19 protein-coding genes are annotated in these 21,183 nt (G+C 63.8%); 5 read left to right on the top strand and 14 right to left on the bottom strand.

Annotated features, from left to right (window positions below):
- Nucleotides 1-275: 275 nt before the first annotated feature.
- From vanR to B5F19_RS03820, 3 genes are read left to right on the top strand one after another with little or no spacing between them, the layout of a single operon-like run.
- Nucleotides 276-974, top strand: a complete 699-nt coding sequence (vanR, locus tag B5F19_RS03830; RefSeq protein ID WP_087288173.1) for a VanR-ABDEGLN family response regulator transcription factor — start codon at nucleotides 276-278, stop codon at nucleotides 972-974.
- Nucleotides 967-2,100, top strand: a complete 1,134-nt coding sequence (locus B5F19_RS18300) for a HAMP domain-containing sensor histidine kinase (RefSeq protein WP_087288171.1) — start codon at nucleotides 967-969, stop codon at nucleotides 2,098-2,100. Before vanR ends, B5F19_RS18300 begins: the two co-directional genes overlap by 8 nt.
- Nucleotides 2,093-2,818: a GNAT family N-acetyltransferase gene (locus tag B5F19_RS03820; RefSeq protein ID WP_087288169.1), complete on the top strand. Its 726-nt coding sequence runs from the start codon at nucleotides 2,093-2,095 to the stop codon at nucleotides 2,816-2,818. The genes B5F19_RS18300 and B5F19_RS03820 overlap by 8 nt, the downstream gene beginning before the upstream one ends.
- A gap of 60 nt (nucleotides 2,819-2,878) precedes the next feature.
- Here B5F19_RS03820 and B5F19_RS03815 read toward each other — a convergent pair whose 3' ends face one another.
- The 6 genes from B5F19_RS03815 to B5F19_RS03790 form a co-directional block, all read right to left on the bottom strand.
- Nucleotides 2,879-4,597, bottom strand: a complete 1,719-nt coding sequence (locus tag B5F19_RS03815; RefSeq protein ID WP_087288167.1) for a D-alanyl-D-alanine carboxypeptidase family protein — start codon at nucleotides 4,595-4,597, stop codon at nucleotides 2,879-2,881.
- A gap of 82 nt (nucleotides 4,598-4,679) precedes the next feature.
- Nucleotides 4,680-5,324 (bottom strand): hypothetical protein, encoded by a 645-nt coding sequence (locus B5F19_RS17405; RefSeq protein WP_087288165.1) that lies wholly within the window; start codon nucleotides 5,322-5,324, stop codon nucleotides 4,680-4,682.
- A gap of 31 nt (nucleotides 5,325-5,355) precedes the next feature.
- A complete protein-coding gene (locus tag B5F19_RS03805; RefSeq protein ID WP_087288163.1) occupies nucleotides 5,356-6,738 on the bottom strand; it encodes a hypothetical protein in 1,383 nt (460 codons plus the stop codon).
- A gap of 15 nt (nucleotides 6,739-6,753) precedes the next feature.
- Complete coding sequence (locus B5F19_RS03800) at nucleotides 6,754-8,163, bottom strand: MBOAT family O-acyltransferase (protein WP_087288161.1); 1,410 nt, start codon at nucleotides 8,161-8,163, stop codon at nucleotides 6,754-6,756.
- Nucleotides 8,164-8,190: 27 nt separating this feature from the next.
- Nucleotides 8,191-9,954 carry an S-layer homology domain-containing protein gene (locus B5F19_RS03795; protein ID WP_087288159.1) on the bottom strand — a complete coding sequence of 588 codons (1,764 nt, stop codon included), beginning with the start codon at nucleotides 9,952-9,954 and terminating at the stop codon, nucleotides 8,191-8,193.
- A 378-nt stretch (nucleotides 9,955-10,332) separates the two neighbouring features.
- Nucleotides 10,333-11,037 (bottom strand): ATP-dependent Clp protease proteolytic subunit, encoded by a 705-nt coding sequence (locus B5F19_RS03790; RefSeq protein ID WP_087288157.1) that lies wholly within the window; start codon nucleotides 11,035-11,037, stop codon nucleotides 10,333-10,335.
- Between the two features lie 162 nt (nucleotides 11,038-11,199).
- Here B5F19_RS03790 and B5F19_RS03785 point away from each other — a divergent pair, with 162 nt between their 5' ends.
- The gene (locus tag B5F19_RS03785; RefSeq protein ID WP_242972686.1) at nucleotides 11,200-11,763 is read left to right on the top strand and encodes a helix-turn-helix transcriptional regulator; all 564 of its coding nucleotides are present in this window, start codon (nucleotides 11,200-11,202) and stop codon (nucleotides 11,761-11,763) included.
- Nucleotides 11,760-12,197, top strand: coding sequence for a hypothetical protein (locus B5F19_RS03780; RefSeq protein ID WP_087288153.1), 438 nt, complete (start codon nucleotides 11,760-11,762; stop codon nucleotides 12,195-12,197). Before B5F19_RS03785 ends, B5F19_RS03780 begins: the two co-directional genes overlap by 4 nt.
- A gap of 110 nt (nucleotides 12,198-12,307) precedes the next feature.
- On the opposite strand, the gene B5F19_RS03775 is transcribed toward B5F19_RS03780, so the two are convergent.
- The 8 genes from B5F19_RS03775 to prfA all read right to left on the bottom strand — a co-directional run bounded on the left by B5F19_RS03775 (nucleotide 12,308) and on the right by prfA (nucleotide 21,096).
- The gene (locus B5F19_RS03775; protein WP_242972685.1) at nucleotides 12,308-13,405 is read right to left on the bottom strand and encodes an SLC13 family permease; all 1,098 of its coding nucleotides are present in this window, start codon (nucleotides 13,403-13,405) and stop codon (nucleotides 12,308-12,310) included.
- Nucleotides 13,406-13,928: 523 nt separating this feature from the next.
- On the bottom strand, nucleotides 13,929-15,338 hold the full coding sequence (locus B5F19_RS03770; RefSeq protein WP_087288150.1) for an aminopeptidase: 1,410 nt from the start codon (nucleotides 15,336-15,338) through the stop codon (nucleotides 13,929-13,931).
- 3 nt (nucleotides 15,339-15,341) lie between these two features.
- Nucleotides 15,342-15,947, bottom strand: a complete 606-nt coding sequence (gene coaE / locus B5F19_RS03765) for a dephospho-CoA kinase (RefSeq protein WP_087288148.1) — start codon at nucleotides 15,945-15,947, stop codon at nucleotides 15,342-15,344.
- Nucleotides 15,948-16,143: 196 nt separating this feature from the next.
- Complete coding sequence (locus B5F19_RS03760; RefSeq protein WP_087288146.1) at nucleotides 16,144-16,497, bottom strand: DUF4180 domain-containing protein; 354 nt, start codon at nucleotides 16,495-16,497, stop codon at nucleotides 16,144-16,146.
- 976 nt (nucleotides 16,498-17,473) lie between these two features.
- A complete protein-coding gene (locus B5F19_RS03755) occupies nucleotides 17,474-19,021 on the bottom strand; it encodes an L-threonylcarbamoyladenylate synthase (protein WP_087288144.1) in 1,548 nt (515 codons plus the stop codon).
- Nucleotides 19,014-19,667: an HAD-IA family hydrolase gene (locus B5F19_RS03750; RefSeq protein ID WP_087288142.1), complete on the bottom strand. Its 654-nt coding sequence runs from the start codon at nucleotides 19,665-19,667 to the stop codon at nucleotides 19,014-19,016. Before B5F19_RS03750 ends, B5F19_RS03755 begins: the two co-directional genes overlap by 8 nt.
- Before the next feature lie 11 nt (nucleotides 19,668-19,678).
- Complete coding sequence (locus B5F19_RS03745) at nucleotides 19,679-19,936, bottom strand: hypothetical protein (protein ID WP_087288140.1); 258 nt, start codon at nucleotides 19,934-19,936, stop codon at nucleotides 19,679-19,681.
- Between the two features lie 95 nt (nucleotides 19,937-20,031).
- Nucleotides 20,032-21,096, bottom strand: coding sequence for a peptide chain release factor 1 (gene prfA, locus B5F19_RS03740; RefSeq protein WP_087288138.1), 1,065 nt, complete (start codon nucleotides 21,094-21,096; stop codon nucleotides 20,032-20,034).
- Between the last annotated feature and the right edge of the window lie 87 nt (nucleotides 21,097-21,183).

Raw genomic sequence — 21,183 nt, 5'->3', positions numbered from 1 at the left:
TGCCCCAGTGCGCACACTGGGGCGGATGAGGGTCCGTAAAACGCCCAAACCTCAATTTCCCGTAAAACCACCGGTCATCTGAGACAGCTCCAGAGAATCCAAGATGGCGTGGATCTCCTCCAGTTCCACCTGGGTGCCGAACATATCATATTGCAGAACTGGGACCAAAGGTTTCAAACACCCATGAAATTTAAGATTTCTCCCCCGCCCCCGCCGCTTCCCTCCCCTGAAAATCTATGGTACAATGGGACGGAACCGAAAGGGAGGTTTCTTCCATGAGCACCGACATTTTAGTGGTAGACGACGAGGCGGCCATCGCCGACCTGGTGGAGATCTGCCTGAAAAACGAGGGCTACACCGTCCACAAGTTCTATACCGGAAAGGAGGCCCTCTCCTGTGTGGAGAGCACCCACCTGGACCTGGCCATTCTGGACGTGATGCTCCCGGACGTGGACGGGTTCACCCTGTGCCAGAAGATCCGGGAGGACCACCTGTTCCCCATTCTCATGCTCACCGCCAAGGTGGAGGACATGGACAAGATCATGGGGCTGACCCTGGGGGCTGACGACTACCTCACAAAGCCCTTCAACCCCCTGGAGCTGGTGGCCCGGGTGAAAACCCAGCTGCGGCGGTACACCCGCTACAACCCCTCCGCCCCCGCCGAGGGGGGCGGACCCCAGGAGTACGACTTCCGGGGGCTTCAAATTTCCAAAGTGAACCACAAGTGCGTCCTCTTTGGGGAGGAGCTCTCCCTCACCCCGTTGGAGTTCTCCATCCTCTGGTACCTGTGCCAGCACCGGGGGCAGGTGGTGTCCAGCGAGGCCCTCTTTGAGGCGGTGTGGGGGGAGCGGTACTTTGAGAGCAACAACACCGTGATGAGCCACATCGCCCGGCTGCGGGAGAAGATGCACGAGCCCAGCCGGAAGCCGAAATTCATCAAGACCGTTTGGGGGGTGGGGTATACCATTGAGTAAGCAAAGACAAATGGGCGGCGGCCAGAGGCGCTCCCGCCGCTCCACCCTCCAGGCCTGGGGCTACTATCTGCTTGCCCTGATGGCCTGGGTGACCATTGTGCTGGTGGTCAGCGTGCTGGGCTTTATTATCTGCCGCAGCCTGATCTGGTACGAGACCAACCCCCTCTACCATCTGCTCAACTGGGTGCGGGACTATTACTTCTTTGTGTTTGCCTTTGTCATTCTGGTGGGGTGGGTGGTCATCAGCTACTACTTCATCGCCCGGCCCAACCAGCAGCTCCAGGCACTGGTGGAGGCCTCCGGACAGCTCTCCCAGCCGACGGAGGAGCCCATCCGCCTCCCTCCCGCCATGAAGAGCGTGGAGGACCAGCTGAATCTGGCTCGGGAGGAGGCCCTCCGGGCCCAGCAGGCCGCCCGGGAGGCGGAACAGCGGAAAAACGATCTGGTGGTCTATCTGGCCCACGACCTGAAAACGCCCCTCACCAGCGTCATCGGCTATCTGACCCTCCTGCGGGACGAGCCCCAGATCTCCCCGGAGCTGCGGGCGCGGTACACCGGCATCGCCTTAGAAAAGGCGGAGCGGCTGGAGGACCTGATCAACGAATTTTTCGACATCACCCGCTTCAACCTGAGCCACCTGGAGTTGGAGAAGCAGACGGTGGATTTAAGCCGCATGCTCCAGCAGGTGGTCAGCGAGTTTGAGCCCATGCTCGCGGAGGAGCAGCTCACCTGCACCCTGGACCTGCCGCCACGGATGGACTACCCCTGCGACCCGGACAAGCTGGCCCGGGTGTTTGACAACCTGCTGCGCAACGCCTGCCATTACAGCACGCCGGGGACGGAGGTTCAGATCTCCGGAGCGGAGACCGGCGCATCTATCGTTCTCAGCTTCCATAATGAGGGGAGGACCATCCCTCCGGAGAAGCTGGAGCGCATCTTTGAGCAGTTCTTCCGCCTGGACAGCTCCCGCGCCACCCGCACGGGGGGCGCGGGCCTTGGCTTGGCCATCGCCAAGGAGATTGTGGAGCTCCACGGGGGGACCATCTCCGCCCGGAGCTGGGACAACCAGGTGGAGTTCCAGGTCACCCTGCCCAAGGCGGGGCGGGAGGGGGATTTCCATGGATAGCGCCGCCCCCCTGTTCGCCGGTTGGAAGAAAACCATGGTGCGGAGCTGCCTCCAGGGCCACATGGGCACGGTGGTCACCGACGGGCGCACGCCCCCGGAGAGCGCCCTGTGCGCGGTGGGGGACTTCTGTTTTCTGGCCGGGAGACCCGACCCGGAGCTGGCCCGCCAGGCCGACCGCCCCATCCTGATCCCCCGCACCCCGGACTGGGAGCCTGTGCTCCGGTCTGTTTTTGGTGAAAAGGCGTCTCCCTTTCCCCGCTATGCCATGGATGGGCCGGAGGCGTTTGACCGGGAGCGGCTGGCCGCGTACGCCGCCGCCCTGCCGGAGGGGTACGCCCTCTCCCCTATCCTGCCTCAGCACTACCCCGTCCTCATGGGACAGGCGTGGTCCAAGGACCTGTGCGGCAACTTCCGGGACGGGGACGACTTTGTCCGCCGGGGGCTGGGGGTAATTGTCCTGTTGGAGGGTGTCCCAGTGGCCGGCGCCTCCTCCTACACCATCTGTGACGGAGGCGTCGAGATCGAGATCGACACCCGGCCCGGCCAGCGGCGGAAGGGGCTGGCCCTCTCCTGCGGGGCGCGGCTGATTCTGGACTGTCTGGACCGGGGGCTCGTCCCCAGCTGGGACGCCCACAATCTGCCCTCGGTTGCCCTGGCGGAAAAGCTGGGGTACCGGTTGCGCGCCCCCTATCAGGCATATCTTCTGAATTTGAATTAGGCTTAACACAAAAACCGGCCCGCCGATTCGGCGGGCCGGTTTGTTCTGCTGATTGATGTATTACGCGGGGGCGGCGCTTCGGACGCTGGAGATGAGGAAATCCCCGATCCCTTGGTTGTCCAGCACCTGGCTGCGGGTGGACAGGTCGTTGAAGTGCCACCACTCCGAGGCCAGGGGGGTGAGCTCCGCGCCGGTGCAGTACCGCTGGAGCCCCAGGGCGGGCTTATTGGAGGCCATGGCCTGGGTCATCTCCGCATTCTTCCAGGCGGTGGTGGAGTTGATGGTCACCGGGGCGGTGTAGGTAGCCGCCGCCCGGCTGAGCTCGTGGATGGGGGTGGGCATCTCATAGCGCTCATAGTTCCACACCCGCACATAGCGGTACCCGCCGGTGGTGTACTCCTTGGTCTCGCTCACCTTGGCCAGCCCCATATCCACCGCGTAGCCCCGCTGGTGGTTGGAGTAGCCCCCGGAGATGAACCAGGAGATCCGCCAGGGGGCCCCGGTTACCGCCTCCTTCACCTCCGGATCGGTGCGGGTCATGGCGGACAGGGAGTTGAGCACCTTGGTCTGTACCTCGTGGGGGCGGTAGCCCTCGTACAGGATCAGGCTGTTGCCCTCGGCCAGGGCGCTCTGCTGGGCCTCGCACAGCTTGAAGGCCATGGAGTAGAGTACCGGCATCATAAACTCCATCTTGCCCAGCCGCTCGTTGTAGGTCTTGCTGGGGTAGAAGGCCTCGCCGGTGACCTCGGGGATGACCTTGCCGCAGGACCGGAAGTGGGAGGAGTAGCTGTTGGTGGCGTCATAGATGATGGAGGGGATCACGTCGGGCAGGTTCACCAGACAGTACTTGTGCTCCAGCCAGCCGGTGATCTCCCCGCGCTGGGTCTGGGTCTGCTCCTCGTCGGTGAAGTAGTCTGTGGTCACCGCCACCTGCCACCAGCCCCCCTCCTCCCGGAGCACCGTGAAGGGGGTTCCGGAGGCCACCAGGGCCAGGGCCCCGTCGGTGAGGGTGGGGGGCTCCTCCTCTTCCACCGGCTCGGTCTCCGCCGGGGTCTGGGGCTCCGCGGCCGGAGTCTCAGCAGAACCGGAGGGGTCCGGCGTATCGGCCGGAGTCTCCGGGGCGGGCTCCTGGACGGCGGGGGTCTCCGCCGCCGGAGTTTCTCCGGGCTGGGCCGGGTCTGTTCCCGTCTGGGCGGAGCTTGTCCCCTCCTGGGACTGCGCCGTCTCCGTCTCCCCCGCTGCCGGCGCAGTCTCCCCGCCGCCGGACGCGTCGGGGGCCGGAGTGGTCTGCTCCGCCGGGGCGGCGCTCGCACTGGAAGAGGCCGAGGGGGAACTGGTCTCCCCCTGCGCCTGAGCCTGAGCGGCGGCCTCCGCCTCTGCGCGGGCCCGCTCCTCCTCTAAGCGCTTCTGTTCCTCCTCCAGCCGCTTTCGCTCCTCCTCGGCCTTCTCCCACTCCTCCACCGCCGTGGCGGCGGCCTCCTGGTCGGCCGGGTCGGCCCACAGGGGCAGCTCCACCGAGGTGTAGCCGGTGGCCCCCTGAATGGGCAGCTCCAGACCGTTGTAGTTGTCCGGCAGGTGCTCCACCGTGCGGCCCGTCTCCCAGGCCGGGGGCTCCTTCACAGGCTCCGGCTCCTCCTCCACTTGGGAGGAGCTGGCCGGCGGGGTCCAGGGGTCGGGCGCGGAGCCGGACACGTCCTCCTGGGGCTGGGCCGTCCGGCCGCAGGAGGTGGTGACCAGCATCAGCGCCGCCAAAATCAAAGCGGTCCATCGTTTCTGCATAGCGCTCTCCTTCTATCTCGGAAGCTGCCGCCCGGTCCACGATCATCCGGACCGGACGGAACTCCCGCCAAGAGGTTTTCTCTTACAGCACGTCCTCCACCGTCTCCACGCCGTTCTCCCGGTAGGTGTACACGGTGAAGCCGTCATAGACCAGCTCCCCGTCCTCCCCCGGGCCCAGGCAGCTGGGGGCATAGGAGCTGCTGATGGGGGAGCCGATGGCGGCAATCAGGCTGGAGGCGCTCTGTCCGATGTAGGCCCGGGCGGCGTCCGCCGTGGCGGCCACGGGCTCGGGCTCCGGGTCGGCGGCGGGCTCCGAAGCGGGCTCCGAAGCGGGTTCCGGATCGGGTTCGGGCTCAGACTCCGGCGCAGTCACCGTGGGGGTCTGAGGCTGCTGGACCGAGGGCTGGGTCACCGCAGGCTGTCCGGAGGACTGCTGAGTCTGGGTGGTTGTACTTGCGGAGGCGTCCTCCTGGTCCTGGGTGGAGGCATCCCCTGCCGAGGCGCTGGAACTGCTGTCTCCGGCCGGGCTGTCCTCGGGGGCGGTCACAGACACGTCTCCGCCGGCGGAGCGGTCCTCCACCGAGGCGATCTCCTCCTGGCTGGAGGAGACAGACTGGCTGCCGCTTCCATCCTGGGCGCTGGAGGCATCAGAGGGGGTCCCGCCGCAGGCGGTGAGGCCGCCCGCCAGGGTTGCAGCCAAGAGCAGGGCAATGGTTCTCTTTTTCATCTTACATCCAAATCCTTTCTGAATTTGTCGTTTATTGCCGGGAAACCGCTCCGGTTGTATAGAGCTGTCCCTCAAACTGATACAAAATCTCCGTGTCCGCCTGGGCCTGCTCCGCCGGGACGTACAGGGTGAAGGGAACCCCCTCCCCCGCCTCGCCCACCGGGCTGGCCTCATAGAGCATATCCCCCAGCTGGACATAGATGGGGGAATCGCCGTCCACGTCTCCGGTAAGGCGTCCCTCCAGCCGGGTGTACCCCTCCAGCAGGCCGTCCTCCGCGGCGGTGAGCCGGGCCTGGGCCGTCCCCTGGGGGGGCACGCCGTTCAGGACCCGCTCCGGGGCCGGGAAAATGGGGGCCTGGGTGGCCCACCAGTCCAGGTTGCGCTCCACGATCTCAATGAGCACCGTGTCCGCCCCGGTCTGGTCCAGCAGGGACATGGTATAGGGCATGGCCCGGGAGAAGGCGGCCTGGCCGTAGGCGTCCGCCAAATAGGGGTGCAGCAGGTTGCCGAAGGAGTCCCGGAACATGAGCAGGTTCCCGCTCCGGTCCGGGTTCTCCGTCTGAATGAACTGGTCCTCGGCGCTGCGGATGGGCCGGGCGTAGGAGAAGGCAAATTCCCGGTCGTAGGCCGCGTCCTCCTCCGTTTTCATTCCGGTGGGGAAAACCATCTCATAGAGGTCTCCCAAGTGGGGCTCCCCCAGGTGGTAAGAGCCGTCAAAGAAGGGCTCCTGGTCGGTCTTGCCCAGCCCGGCGATGAGGGTATCGTGGGCCAGGGCCGCCCCCCGCATGTTCCAGTGGGAGTCGGTGTGGTAGTAGAGGACCTCGTCCGTCTCCCGGAAGGGGGCAAACAGGTCGATGTAGGACACCCCCTGTCCCTCCAGATAGGGGATCAGCCGGTCGATGTCGTCCTCCCCCTCCAGAGGCGTCCCCACATGGGGCAGGTACTCCGGGTACAGGGAGGCCTTGTTGGGGGCCACGGTGACATACAGCCGGGCCCCCCGGCTCTGGGCGTACTCCTGGAGCAGGGCCAGGGTCCGGGCCGCCCCGAAGAGCTGCTGCTCGCTCAATGGGTTGGTGTGCAGGTAGTCGTCCAGGGTCTCCCGGTAGAAGAGCCAGTCCTCCCGCCCCAGCACCACGTCCTCCTCGGACGACACGTGGAACACCGCCGCGTCCAGGGCGGCTCCGGCGGTGATCATCTCCTGCCGGAAGGCGAAGTGGTCGGCCACATAGTCGGTGACCTCGTCCAGCACCTGGGTGTTGAAGCTGCCGTCCTCCAGAAAGAGCCGGGGCGCGGGGGCCAGGGTCTGGTTGGCCGCCGCCTCCCCCTGGGGCAGCAGAAGCATCCCCGCCGAGGGGATCAGGCAGGCCGCCAGAAAGGCGGTGAGCGCAATGCGCGCCTTGGTCTTTTGTGTCATGTCCTGTCCCCCTCCTTAAAACTGAAAATAGATGAAGGGGTTGAAGGTGGCCCCCGCCAGGGTGAGCACGCTCACGCCGAACAGGGCGCTGTACCCCACGGCCGCGGCCGCCGCCCCCGCACACTGGGGCAGGCCCCGCTGCTGAAGCTGCCGCCACGCCCACTGGGGGACGCCAAAGGCAAAGAGCAGGGCGGTCACCAGCAGGAACACCGCCTTGGCGTCCAGCAGTGCGATGAGGGCCAGAGTGTTGGCCGGTGCAATGGAAAATCCGGTGAACATGGCCGCAAACATCACCCCCGCGCCGGCGAGGGTGTCCGCCCGGAACAGGGTGAAGCCCAGGATGACCACCAGCATGGTGTACACATGGCCCAGCCGGGACTCCCGCAGGCGCTTGGGGATGGCCCCCACCCCCTCCAGGGTGGAGAACAGACCATGCCACAGGCCCCACAGCACAAAGGTCCAGTTGGCCCCATGCCAAAGGCCTGTGGCGAAAAAGACGATGAATTTATTGAGATTGGTGCGGGCCGCCCCCTTCCGGTTGCCCCCCAGGGGGATGTACAGATAGTCCCGGAACCAGGAGCTGAGGGAGATGTGCCACCGCCGCCAGAACTCCTTGATGGACTTGGAGGCATAGGGCAGGTTGAAGTTCTCCAAAAACCGGAAGCCGAACATCCGGCCCAGGCCGATGGCCATGTCGCTGTATCCGCTGAAGTCGAAGTAGATTTGCAGGGTGTAGCACACCGCTCCCAGCCAGGCCAGGCGGAAATCCAGCTCGGCGGCCGTCATGGCAAACACCGCGTCGGCGATCTCCCCCATGGAGTTTGCCAGGAGCATCTTCTTCCCCAGGCCGAGAATAAACCGGCGCAGACCGGACAGGGTCAGTTCCGGGGTCATCTCCCGCCGGTCGATCTGGCCGGCTACGTCGTGATAGATGACGATGGGACCGGCGATAAGCTGAGGAAAGAAAGAGATGTACAGCAGCAGCTTACCGGGGTTCCGGGTCCCCCACTCAGGATGGCGGTAAACGTCGATGACGTAGCTCATCCCCTGGAAGGTATAGAAGGAGATCCCGATGGGCAGCACGATGCCTGTGAGGGCCAGATCCGCCCCGGACAGGCTGTTAAAGGTCCCGATGACAAAGTCTATGTACTTGAACACGCCCAGTAGGGCCAGATTGGTCCCCGCCGCCAGACCTGCGGCCAGACGGCGATAACGCCCCCCGGACTGCAGCCACAGCCCGAAGAGATAGTTGAGCAATACACTGATGAGCAGCAGTACCAGGTAGGGCAGCTGTCCAAAGGAGAAAAACACCAGGCTGGCCAGGGTGAGCCAGGCGTTGCGCAGAGGCAGCCCAGGCAGGAGCCGGTACCCCAGATACGTCACCGGCAGAAAGGCGAACAGAAAAACAGGTGAACTAAATACCATTTCTCGACAATATCCTCACACGGCCGCTCAGCGGATATAGGTGAACCGGGCATGGCTGGGGAGCATCTTGAACAGGTTATAGCCTGTGCGCCCGTAGTCGTGGAGATACCGCCACTCCAACTGGGGATCGAACATGTAGACCGTGCCGTCCAGTTCCATCTCCACCCAGCCGTGGGGGCTGTTGCTGGCCCCCAGACCGCCCACCACCGTGTAGGCCGGCAGGCCCAGCTCCCGGGCCAGCAGGCAGTAAGTGGCGGAGAAGCTGTAACAGTTGCCCCGGCCCAGGTTCAGGAACTCCTCGGCGTAGGCGGCCTCCCAGCCGGTCTGTCCCTTGGACACCAGGGGCCGCTTCAGATAGGTGAAATTATCCCGCACATAGTTATAGAGGGCCCGCAGCTTCTGGTCCCGGGTCATGGAGCTGTTGGTATAGGTCTCCACAATGTTGTTCAGCTTGGTATCCAGGGTGGCCGAACCGGTGGTGTAGCGGCCCTGGGCGTCGTATGTAAAGCCGTCCACCGTGGTGTTGTGGAGGAACATGCCGTCCTGCACCCGGTAGAGCCGGCCGTTGATTCGGTAGTAACCGTCGGGTAAGGCAGTGCGCTCGGCGGTCACCTGGGTCCAGACCTCCCGCCCCGTGCTGCCGTCATAGGTGTGGGAGATGGTGGCCTCCATGATCTCCCCGTAGGCCCAGTAGGTGGTGGGCACGTCGGGGAACAGGCGGACGTTGGGGTTGCCGGCGATGGCCGAGGCGTCCGCCTCCCGGTGGAGCAGATTATTGAATACCACTGCGGCCTGAGCCCGGGTCAGGGCATCGTCCGGGCGGAAGGTACCGTCGGCATAGCCGCTGAACAGTCCCTCCGCCGCCGCCGCGCCGGCAGCCTCATAGTACCGGCTTCCGGCAGGCACATCTGCAAAGGACTCCAAATCCCCGGTCCCGGAGATAAAATGACTGAGCATCAAAGCAAATTCTCCCCGGGAGATGGCGGCATCGGGCCGGAAGGCGGAGCCCGCCTCACAGTCCAGAACTCCCATAGCGCCCAAAGTCTCAACGGCCTCGGCGTACCACATGTCGCCGGATACGTCCGAGAAAGACACTCCAGCCTCCGGTTTCTCCGCCAGCAGACCGTAGAGCACCTGAGCCACCTCAGCCCGGGTCATGTACTGGCCGGGATGGAACAGACCGTCGCTGGAGCCGTCCATGTACTTTCCGTGGTCCCAGGTGTTCAGCGTGAAGGTCTCATAGGCGGTAAAGGTCTGGTCACTCCAGATCTGGGCGGAGGCCGGGTCCACCGCCGCTCCGTTTCCGTTCACCCAGCCCGTATAGCCGTCGGGCAGATCAGGGACCTTCTTTGGGGTCTCGCCCGGCTGCACCTTTTCGGTGGTGGTTACGCCGTCCACCCGATAGGTGACACGGCAATCCCCGGAGGCGTACACCGCGTACAGGGTGGTATCCTCTCCCACTGTGAAGCTGCCGCCCGGCTCATATTCCGGAAGGGAGGCGGTCTCACTGGTGGACCAGCCCACGAAGCGCCAGGTATCCCCCTCCATCCGCACGGACAGCTGGGCTGAGGGCAGGGTCACTTCCTCTCCCCTCTGCGCGGCCAGGCCGTCCGGAACCGTCCCGGAGCCGCCGTTGGCGTCGAACCGGACCCAGACCCGTCCATCCTCCTGGACATAGGCGCTGTCCTGGGATTCCGGCGCCGCCTCCGCCGCCTGAGCTGGCAGAGTGCTGCATCCGCACAGCAGCAGGGACAGGAACAGCGAGGTCCCCATTCGGGCTTGCTTCTTCATAAACACACTCTCCTCAAATCTGCAACAGTAGGCATTTTTCAAAATCAAACACAACACACACCTGCCCCGTCGAATCTGGCCGAAAAGGGGCAAAGTTTGTATAAATTATACACTCATTTAAAAATTTGTCAATTTCATTTCTCAACCGCAGATTGTAAAGTGTCTTTACTTGTCAAGTTAGAGTTCCGTTTTTGTTTCTCTCAGATTTACTCAGAATCTCCCGCTCTTATTTGGAAAAAATCCCCGTTTATGGCGGTCTCTTTTCTCTCTCTTCTGAATTTTTTCCCGCACCGCATCTCCCAGCGGGACAGGCCCGGCCCAACCTCTCTGTCCGCCCCAGAGGTTGTTCTGCAGCGGCAGTTCAGGTGGCCGGACCATCTATTCCGCCGGTTCGGCCCGCTTCCGCTGTTCGATCATCTTGTGAAGATATGTCAGCGCGTCGGACAGGCCCCCGATCTCATCAATCAGCCCCAGCTCCACCGCCTCCTCGCCGTAGATCACGCTACCCACATCGGCGGCCAGCTCCCCGGTCTGGAGCATCAGCTTTGTAAAGTCCTCCCGCTTTATCCCGCTGTTGGCAATTACAAATTGGGTGATGCGCTCCTGGATGCGCTCGAAGTAATAGAAGGTCTGGGGCACCCCGATGACCAGACCGTTGAGCCGCACCGGGTGGATGGTCATGGCCGCCGAGGGGGCGATGAAGGACCGCTTGGCGGACACCGCCAGGGGCACGCCGATGGAGTGCCCGCCCCCCAGTACCAGGGAGACGGTGGGCTTGGACATGCTGGCGATGAGCTCCGCAATGCCCAGCCCCGCCTCAATGTCGCCCCCCACCGTGTTCAGCAGCACCAGCAGGCCGTCGATCTCGTCGCTCTCCTCCACCAGGGCCAGCAGGGGCATGACGTGCTCATACTTGGTGCTCTTGCTGGTGGGGGGCAGCACTTGGTGCCCCTCGATCTGCCCCACGATGGTGAGCACGTGGATGGTCCCCCGCTTGGACTGGATCAGAGAAGACCCGAATTCTAAAATGGACTGGCTCCCAGCGCTCTCGCCCCTGGGCTCCATCGCCTGCTGTTCTTCCATCTTCAAACGCCTCCTTCATTCGCTTCCGCATACCTCCATAGCGTGGACAAAAAGGGGGCATCTTATTCCCGCTTCTGTCCAAAATGCGCCGCTCTACTTTTGGTAGGTTGCCATTTTTCAGGCGATACGCTATGATAGCAGGGAATGAAAGGAGCGATTTCCTTGGACAACATCCAGTTCGGCCGCTTTGTGGCCCAGCTCCGCAAGGAACAGAATCTCACCCAAAAGGAGCTGGCGGAGCGGCTCCACGTCACCGACAAGGCGGTCAGCAAGTGGGAGACGGGCAAGGGGTTTCCGGACCTGAAGCTGCTGGAGCCCCTGGCCCAGGAGCTGGGGGTCTCCCTGGTGGAGCTCCTCCAGGGGGAGCGCACCCCCTCCCCCACCCTCACCAAGGAGGAGGCGGGCCAGGCGGCGGTCCAGGCCATGGAGCAGTCCCAGAAAAACACCGCCCGGCGGTATTTAAAGCTGTTCCGGTGGCTGCTCACGGGAATTGGAGTCTGGTGTCTGCTCTCTTGTCTGCCCTGGGGTACCATTCTCCTGGCTCAGATCCTTCCGTCTACCAGCATCGGCGTGATCGGCGGCGCCGACGGCCCCACTCAGATCTATGTATCTGCCTCGGATACTGCCTTTCCACCCCAGTTCTATCTGCTCACCCAGCTGGCTGCCCTGATTGTCTGCATTGTACTGGCCGTCCAGGTCTGGCGGCTGGAAAGGAGACTGAAATGAAACTGCGCACTCTTTTATGTGCCTTTGCTCTGGTGCTCCTGACCGGGTGTGGCGGAGCTTCCGCCTCCGGCATCCCGGAGGGCCTGACCTGGACTGCCCAGACCCTCCAGTCCCAGGAGGACGGAGATATTCTGGCCGCGGCGGAGGGGACCTCCATCCAAAACGTCCCCTCGCTGAACCTCACAGCCCAGGTAGAGGGCGGGACCATCACCCTCACCGACCACGCCGCCGGGGAGACCTGCACCGGGACCCTCTATCCCGCTGAGGACGCAGATCCCAACGCCCAGGTCTACACCCTGGCGTTTCCGGGCCAGCCGGAGGGCTATGGGGTGTACGGGGTCACAGAATACGCCGATGGGAGCCGGGACGCCACCCTGTATCTGACCATCAACGCACAGACCCTGTGTCTCACCGCCCCTCTGAGCGAAACATGAGAAATAAAAAGAGATGGAAAGTAAATTCACTTTCCATCTCTTTTTCGATTTGTGCCAGAGAGTTCCACGGGGCTCCCAGAATCAGAGCAGGCTGTTGTGCGTGCACATAATCAAATCAGGTACAGCAGCACCAAAAAGCCCAGGTTCAGGAGGGTGAACAGGATCAAATACCGCTTTCTCAGACTGGGGTACTGCCCCGCCACCTGCTTGTAGGAGATGAGGCTGGCCATGGAGGCGATCAGGGTCCCCAGGCCTCCCACGTTCACCCCCACGATGAGCTCCCGCAGATCGCTGCTGTACCCGGACAGGAGCATGGCGGCGGGCACATTGCTGATGACCTGGCTGACCAGTACCCCGATGAGCCGGTCCCGGCCGGCCATAGCCCCGCCGATCCAGGTCTGGAGCGCATCCAGCTGCTTCAAATTACCCACAAAGATAAAAAAGAACACAAAGGTGAGGATCAGGGAGTAGTCGATGCGGACAAACAGCCCCCGGTTCCGCCACAGCAGCAGAATCCCCACCACCGCCAGCAGTGCCGGGTGGGGCAGAAAGCCCGCCACCGTGAGCACGCACAGCAGAAAGAGGACCAGATAAAAGGCGATGTTTCCCCGGCGCAGAGGGGCGGTCTCCCCCATGCGGATGGACAGCCGGCGGTGGCGGTAGCCAAAGAGCACGCACACCCCCAGCAGCAGCGCCGCCCCCGCGGCGTAGGGGCCGGTGAGGAGCAGAAACTCCGGCAGGCTCAGGCCGGACAGGGCGAATAAGTACAGGTTCTGGGGGTTGCCGATGGGGGTGAACATGCTGCCCAGATTGGCGGCAATGGTCATCAGGGTGACGGTATAGCACAGCTTCCGGCGCAGGGAGGCCATCCGCAGCATCATCACCCCCAGGGGGACGAAGGTGATGAGGGACACGTCGTTGGTGATGAACATACTGCTGAAAAAGCAGAGAAAGATCAGGGTGGCCGCCATCCCCCGCATGGTCCCCACCCGGGAGAGCACCTTGGCGGCGATGTACTGGAGGAAATTCTCCTCCCGCAGCCCCTCCACCAACAGCATCAGGCAGAAGAGCACAATGAGGGTATTGAAGTCAATGTACCCCACATAGGCCGGACTGGGCGGCGCAATGAGACAGGACAGCGCCGCCAGCACCAGCGAGACCGTCAGCACCACATCCCGGCGGAACATGTCCAGAATTCGTTTCCTCACCGTGTTTCCTCCCTATATGGAATCTTTTTGGAATGAGAGGGCTGGATTTCGCCGCCAAAAATTCCCTCTCATTCCTTCGGGACGTGTCCCGGGCGGCGAGTTCCTTTCTCATTGATGAGAAAGGAACCAAAGAATCGCCGGGGGACGCGTCCGATGGACTACGGCTCCGCCTAGGTCCATAGGCCGCTTTCCCCCGGTCCCCCTATTACGAGGGTATTCTCCTTTAGGCTCGCGATAACCCTTCCGGCGCGTGGAAATCTGTGTGACAATCTGAATTCACCCCGGCCCCACTGGGGGCCTGATCTTCCCAAAATTGGGGCTGATGCAATCCAATTTCTGCGCCTGGGTTTCCGATCCATGCTGCCCGTGTGGTCACTGCCGTAGGAGTGCACAGGGCGCGCCCGTGGGGCCCTGCAAAAAATTCGGAGAGTCCCCATATTTCGCAGGGGTGGCTACCAACTGCCCGCAAGCCTCTCCCCCAGGGGAGGCGGCCCGAAAGAACACAGGGCGCCTCTGACGGCCCTTACCGGGCCTCGTAAATGGCCTTCATGCCCTTAAAGGTCATATAGCAGTCCAGCTTGCCCACCGTCTCGAAGGGGGAGTGCATGGAGAGCACGGGCACCCCCGCGTCCAGGGTGTCGATGTTCCGCTCGGCCATGAACATGGCCACGGTGCCGCCGCCGCCGGCGTCCACCTTGCCCAGCTCGGCCATCTGCCAGATCACGCCGTTTTCATCCAGCACCTTCCGCACATAGGCCACCAGCTCGGCGGAGGCGTCGGAGGCCCCGGACTTGCCCCGGGAGCCGGTGTACTTGCACAGGCCCACGCCGCCGTTTACCAGGGCGCTGTTGCGCTTCTCGTACACGTCGGCAAAGTTGGGGTCGTAGGCCGCCGTCACGTCGGCGGACAGGCAGAAGGACTTCTCATAGCACACCCGCAGGGGGACGTTCCGGCTCTCGCACAGGTCCTCCATAAAGGTGTCGAAGGCGGCGGACTTCATGCCGGTGACGCCCTCGGAGCCGATCTCCTCCTTGTCGGCCAGCATGCACACGGCGGTGCGCTCCGGGGTGCCCAGCTGGAGCAGGGCGGCAAAGCAGGCGTAGGCGCACACCCGGTCGTCGTGGCCGTAGGCCCCGATGAGAGAGCGGTCAAAGCCGATGTCGCTGGCGTTGAAGGCGGGCACCGCGGACAGCTCGGCGGAGATAAAGTCCTCCTCCACGATGCCGTACTTCCGGTTCAGCAGCTCCAGAACGGACAGCTTCACCCGGTCCTTGCCCTCGTCGTCCAGCAGGGGGCGGCTGCCCACCAGGATGTTCAGGCTCTCGGCGGGGATGGCCTCCCCCAGGGGCTTCCGGGACTGCTCCACCCCCAGGTGGGGCAGCAGGTCGTCGATGGTGAACAGGGGGTCCCCCGCCCCGTTGCCGATGGACACCCGGACCACCTGGCCGTTTTTCAGGGCCACCACCCCGTGGAGCTCCAGGGGGATGGTCACCCACTGGTACTTCCGCAGGCCGCCGTAGTAGTGGGTCTTCAAAAAGGCCAGATCGTCCGCCTCATAGAGGGGGTTCTGCTTCAAATCCAGGCGGGGGGAGTCGATGTGGGCGGCTCCGATGTTCACGCCCTCCTCCAGGCCTTTCCGGCCCATCACCGCCAGCATGACGGACTTGCCCCGGTTCACCCGGTACACCTTGTCCCCGGGCTTCAGATCCATGCCCCGCTTGTACTCCCGGAAGCCGGCGGCCTCCGCCAGGGCCACGGCCCGGTCCACGCACTCCCGCTCGGTCTTGCCCGCGTCCAAAAACTGCTTGTAGCCGGTGCAGTAGGCCTCCATGGCCTCCAGCTCCTCCCGGTTCACCCGGTCATAGCCGTTTTTCTTGTCATAGCACAGGGCCTCCCGCAGCTGATCGCCCAGGCTCTTTTCCTTGTCCTTCATGGTTCAGACCTCCTTGTCCGCAAATAGTTTCTCCAAAAGCGCCCGCACCCGGGCTCCAAATTCCTCCGGGCCGGCACAGTCGTTCCAAAGGGTGTAGTCGCACCCCTTTATAAAGTAATCGTCCGGCTTCTGGGCCCGCACCCGGGCCCAGGCGTAGTCCTCTGAAATGCCCTCCCGGGCCATGATGCGCCGCACCCGCACCTCCGGGGGCGCGATCACCGCGACAGTGGCGTGGCAGAGCTCCTTCAGGCCGCTCTCCAGCAGGGCGATGGCGTCGATGGCCGCCAGGGGTCTCCCCTCGCGCTCGCATCCGTCTACCAGCTCCCGGGTTTTCGCCACCGTGGCCCTCTGGGCCACCGTGTTGAGGAGCTCCAGCTTCTCGGGGTCGCCGAAGACGATGGTCCCCAGCTTCTTCCGGTCGATGGCCCCGTCCTCCCCCCGCAGGGGGCCGAACAGCTCCTCTAATTCGCTCTGTAAAGCAATGTCGCTTTCCAGCAATTCATGGTACACCGCGTCGCAGTCGATGACCGCGCCGCCCAGCTTCTCCACCTCGTTGAGGGCGGTGGTCTTCCCCGCCCCGGTGGGGCCGGTGATGCCTAAAATCTTCATTGGTTTCCTCTCCAGCATACAAAACCGCCTCCGAATGGATGGACTGTACATGACCAAGAGATCGCTGCCGTTCACGGCCAGAGCCGGCAGCGCGGTCCAGAACAGATAGGCGCCGGACCGCGTCTTTTATTTTGTAAAGCACTTCCCGCGCAACGTGAGGTTGCGCCCCTTGGGGCTCAGGCGTTTGGCGGGAAACTTACCTCTTGTTCAGCCAGGCCAGGCCCTCGGCCTCGGTCTCCCAGAAGCTCACCTGGTTGCTCCGGTTGCAGGTGAAGATCACGTCCCGCATGGAGGACTGGTAGCAGTCGTACAGGTCGCCCACGATGGCCAGGCGCATCTTCTCGTCCACAAAGGCCTTGAGCACCTGGGTCACCACGCCGGTGGACAGGTCGAACATCTCGGGCACAAAGGCGCCGCGCTCCAGGAGCATGTTGTTCCGCCCCGTCTGGAAGCGGACGGAGTGAATCACGTCCAGGGCGTCCTTGCTGTCGGCGATGGGGCGGGCAGGCCGGACAATGGCCACGTTTTCCTTGATCTCAATGTTTACCATAGTATTCTACACTCATTTCTTTTGGATTTGAAGTTGGTTGTTTTAAAATTATGATGGGGAGAGTTCCGCCGCAGCGGCGGAATACGGCGGGCGGCCCAGCGAGCCGCCCCTGCAAAGGGGTCCGAAACCTGATTCCGTATCCGGCACGGGCGACCGCAAGGGTCGCCCCTACGGCTTTATGGGGACCTTGTCTGAAACCTGGCGGGCGGGTGAGGACGCCCGCCCCTACGGCTTGCAGAGAAGTCGTCCCTTCTTGATCGTAGGGGCCGGTCCCAGACCGGCCTGCGGGAGAGGCACACCCCAGGGTGGCTTCTCTCGGCCTTCGGCCGATTCACCTTCAGCCCCTCCCCTACAACTCTCAAAAAATTCTTCCGAAATTGGGTGGGGGAGGCCCTTGGGCCTCCCGCTGGGATTCGCACCAAACTCCCTCTGCTCAGCAAAGCCAGGCGCGGAACGGGAACCGCATTAGTTTCAATTTTGGGAATACCAGGCCCCAGTGGGCCGGATTGAATGAGAAACGTCACTCAGATTTTGCGCGCCGGAAATTTTGCTCCACCTTGCAGGTACGCGTCCCCCGTAAACGGGGTCTGGGGAAAGGCAACTATGAGCACAAAGTGCTCATCGGAGCCGTCCCCAGTGATCCTTTGGGTACTTTCCCATCACTGGGAAAGCACCTCGCCCCGCAGGGTGAAACCCTGTAAAACGGCGCGCCGGGTCGTGGCCCAGGCCAGCTTCTCTTGCCCCTTCTGGGCAATTCACCTTCTTGCGCCCTACGGAGTAAGCAAAAACCGAAAGGGCGGCGGGGGCAAGCCCCCGCCCTACCGGATTCGTTCGGTCAAACTGGAGCAAATATGGCCCCCTCATCCGTCCCCTTCGAGGCCACCTGTCCCTATCCCCTCTGTCGCTTCGCGACATCTCCCCTTGACAAGGGGAGCCGCCCCCAGGGGGAAGGCTTTTGAGGGAAAGAAAACAATACTCAAACACGCACGATATGAAACCCCGCCGCCTTATTGAGCCGGTTGGCGATGGCCAGCCCCAGCCCGGAGGGGTCCGGGCACTGGGCCCAGATGGCCTTCACGGGGGTGTGGTCGAAGGCCCGGAGAGCGTCGAAGATGTGCCGGGCCTGCTCCCCCTTGTCGGCGGTGGGCCCCAGCTTCTCCACATAGTGTGCCCCAAAGCGGGAGGCAAACTCGTCAAAGCAGATGATCCCGTCCTCCGGCTGGGCGTGGGCCCGAATGTACGCGGCGCTCTGGGCCGGCTCCCCGGCCACCACCGTCACCGGCGCCTTGGGGGCGTAGTGGCGGTACTTCATGCCGGGGGCCTTGGGCTTCTCCCCCGCCCCCATGAGCCGGGTCACCGCCGGGTCCACCTCCACCGTCCCCAGGACGGCCTGGAGCTGCTCCAGGGTGATCCCCCCCGGCCGCAGGAGCCGGGGCGGCGTACAGGTCAGGTCGATGATGGTGGACTCCACCCCCACGGTGCAGGGACCGCCGTCCACGATGGCGTCGATCTTCCCGTCCATGTCCTCCCACATGTGGGCGGCGGTGGTGGGGCTGGGCCGTCCGGAGGTGTTCCCAGAGGGGGCCGCCACCGGCACATCCGCCGCCTCCAAAATGGCGTGGCACACGGGATGGGAGGGGCACCGCATGCCCACCGTGTCCAGCCCCGCCGTCACCACGTCGGGGACGATGGGCTTCCGCCGTAAAATCATGGTGAGGGGTCCCGGCCAGCAGGCCTCCGCCAGGGCGTAAGCGCTGTCCGGAATCTCCTGGCAGTACCGCTCCAGGTGGTCCGCCGAGGGGATGTGCAGGATCAGGGGGTTGTCCTGAGGGCGGCCCTTGGCCTCAAAGATACGGGCCACCGCGTCCGGGTCCAGGCCGTTTGCCCCCAGGCCGTACACCGTCTCGGTGGGGATACCCACCAGCCCCCCCTCCCGGAGAATTTGAGCCGCCTGGTCCGCCTCTCCGGCGGTCAGGTCCCGGGTCTCCAGCCGGGGCCGCTCCTCCCGCCGGACGGAGAATACAATGTGAGGCATGTCCATCCCGTAGTAGTGCTTCACAAAGGAGCCCCGCTCCCGCATCCCATTACGCCGGGCCACCTTCTGGGAGGCCAGATTGTTGTCCCGGATGATGGAGTACACCTCTTCGAAGCCCAGGCGGTCCATGGCGTAGTCCCGGCAGGCCCGGGCCGCCTCGGCGGCGTAGCCCTTGTGCCAGGCGGCCTTTTCCAGCAGATAGCCCACCTCGGGCACCCGCGTTCCGTCCCCCAGCTCCTGCCAGGTGAGGCCGCACTGGCCCACCATCTCCCCGGAACATTTCTCCACCACCGCCCACAGGCCGAACCCGTCGGTCCGGTAGCGCTCCTGCTGGCGGCGGAGCCAGTCCCAGGCCTCCTGGTCCGAGAAGGCGTGCTCATAGGCGTACATGACCTCCCCGTCCTGGAGCATCCGGCACAGGGCGGGAAAATCCCCGTCGGTCATCTCCCGCAGCGCCAGGCGGTCGGTCTCCAAGATATTCTCAGCCATCTCCCAGCACCACCTTTATCAGCTCCGCCGGGGTCTCGGCCAGATAGCCGGCCCCCTCGTCCTCCAGCTCCTGCCGGGAGCGGAAGCCCCACAGCACGCCGCAGCTGGTCAGATTTCCGTTCTTGGCCGTGCGGATGTCCACGTTGCTGTCCCCCACAAAGAGGGTCTGCTCCGGCTTGGCCCCCATCCGCTCCATCAGCTTATAGAGGAGGGTGGGGTCCGGCTTGGTGGGGACGCCGGAGAGGGCCCCCTGCACCAGAGGGAACACCCCGGGGTAGTAGTGCTCCACCACCGGCCCGGCCATCTCGTCGGCCTTGTTGGACAGCACCGCGATGGACACCCCAGCCTCCTTCAGCCGCAGGGCGGCCTCGTTCATGCCGGGGTATGGGGCGGTCTTGTCCTCCTTGTGGACGCCGTACCAGGCCATGAACTCCTCAAAGGCCTGGTCCAGGGTGGGCTGGTCCGTCCCCGCCGGGGCGAACCGCTCCACCAGCTTGGGGATGCCGTTGCCCACCATGTGCTTATACTCCTCCACCGAGTGGGCGGGCCAGCCGTGGAGGGCGCACACGTGGTTCCCCGTGTCCGCCAGGTCGTCGATGGTGTTCAGCAGGGTGCCGTCCAGATCAAAAATCACATAGGAATACATGGAAGAAAACCTCACTCGTAAATGCCGATCTCCATGCCGCCGATCTCGATGGCGGTGTCCTTGGAAAAGCCCGAGCGCTGGAGGTAGCTCTTCACCGCGATCTGGGCGTACTTGGGGTTGATGCGCTCGTCCTCCAGGTCCAGGTCGATGCGCCCGGCGGCGCCGCCGCACACGGCCCCGTGCTCGTCCAGCACCTCGTTGAGCTCGCCCACGATGTCGGCCAGCTCCTTGCCCTGGGGCAGTTCTGTATAGTGAATATAAAGGTCCATAATTACGCTCCAATCTTTTTGAATTAAGAATTAAGAATGAAGAATTGTCTTTTGAAGGTCTGCTACTTTGACAGTGTTCGAGTTTGAACCACAGCTTATTCGGTCTGTTCCGACTTGAGGCGTTCCGCCCGGTCGGCGGTGACCAGGGCGTCGATGACCTCGTCCAGGCCGCCGTCCATGATACTCTCAATTTTGTACAGCGTCAAGCCGATGCGGTGGTCGGTCACCCGGCCCTGGGGGAAGTTATAGGTGCGGATGCGCTCGTTGCGCATGCCGGTGCCCACCTGGCTGCGCCGCTCGGCGGTGAACTCCCCGGCGATCTTCTCCTGTTCCGCCTCGTACAGCCGGGAGGCCAGGATGCGCATGGCCTTGTCCCGGTTCTGGAACTGGCTGCGCTCCTGCTGGCACTCCACCACCATGCCGGTGGGCTTGTGAATGAGCCGCACCGCCGACGAGGTCTTGTTCACGTGCTGGCCGCCGGCTCCCGAGGCCCGGAACACCTGCATCTCCACGTCCGCCGGGTCAAGCTGCACGTCCACCTCCTCCATCTCAGGCAGCACCGCCACCGTGGCGGTGGAGGTGTGGACCCGGCCGCCCGACTCGGTCTCCGGCACCCGCTGGACCCGGTGGACCCCGCTCTCAAACTTCAGGCGGGAGTAGACCCCCTCCCCCTCGATAGTAAAGGAGATCTCCTTCACGCCGCCCAGCTCCGTCTCGTTGACGCTGTTGATCTCGGTCTTCCACCGGCGGGACTCGGCGTACATGGAGTACATACGGTACAGGGAGTGGGCGAACAGGGCGGCCTCCTCGCCCCCCACTCCGGCCCGGATCTCCATGATGACGTTTTTCCCGTCGTTGGGGTCCTTGGGGAGAAGCAGGATCTGCAGCTCCTGCTCCAGCCGCTCCAGGTCGGCCTTGGCCTGGTGAAACTCCTCCTGGGCCAGCTCCTTCATCTCCGGGTCGGACAGGAGTGCCTCGGACTCCTCCTTCTGCGCCTGGGCCCGCAGGTACTGCCGGTAGGTCTCCACCACCGGAGCGAGCTCGTTCTGCTCCTTGTTCAGCTTGGCCACCTGGGCGGGATCGTCGTAGGTCTCCGGGGCGGCCAGGCGGGCCTCGATTTGACTGTATTTGGCCTCAATGGCCGCCAGCTTGTCCAGCATAGGCTTGTTCCTTTCATTTGGTTCTTTGCGGGGGATTTCGCCGCCTGCGGGCGGCGACCTTCTTTTTCCATGGCGAAAAAGAAGGCA

The sequence above is a fragment of the Pseudoflavonifractor sp. An184 genome (assembly GCF_002160305.1).
Classification (GTDB): Bacteria; Bacillota; Clostridia; order Oscillospirales; family Oscillospiraceae; genus Lawsonibacter; species Lawsonibacter pullicola.
Note: the sequence above shows the minus strand (reverse complement) of the source record. Positions and strands in the feature narration are given on the sequence as shown.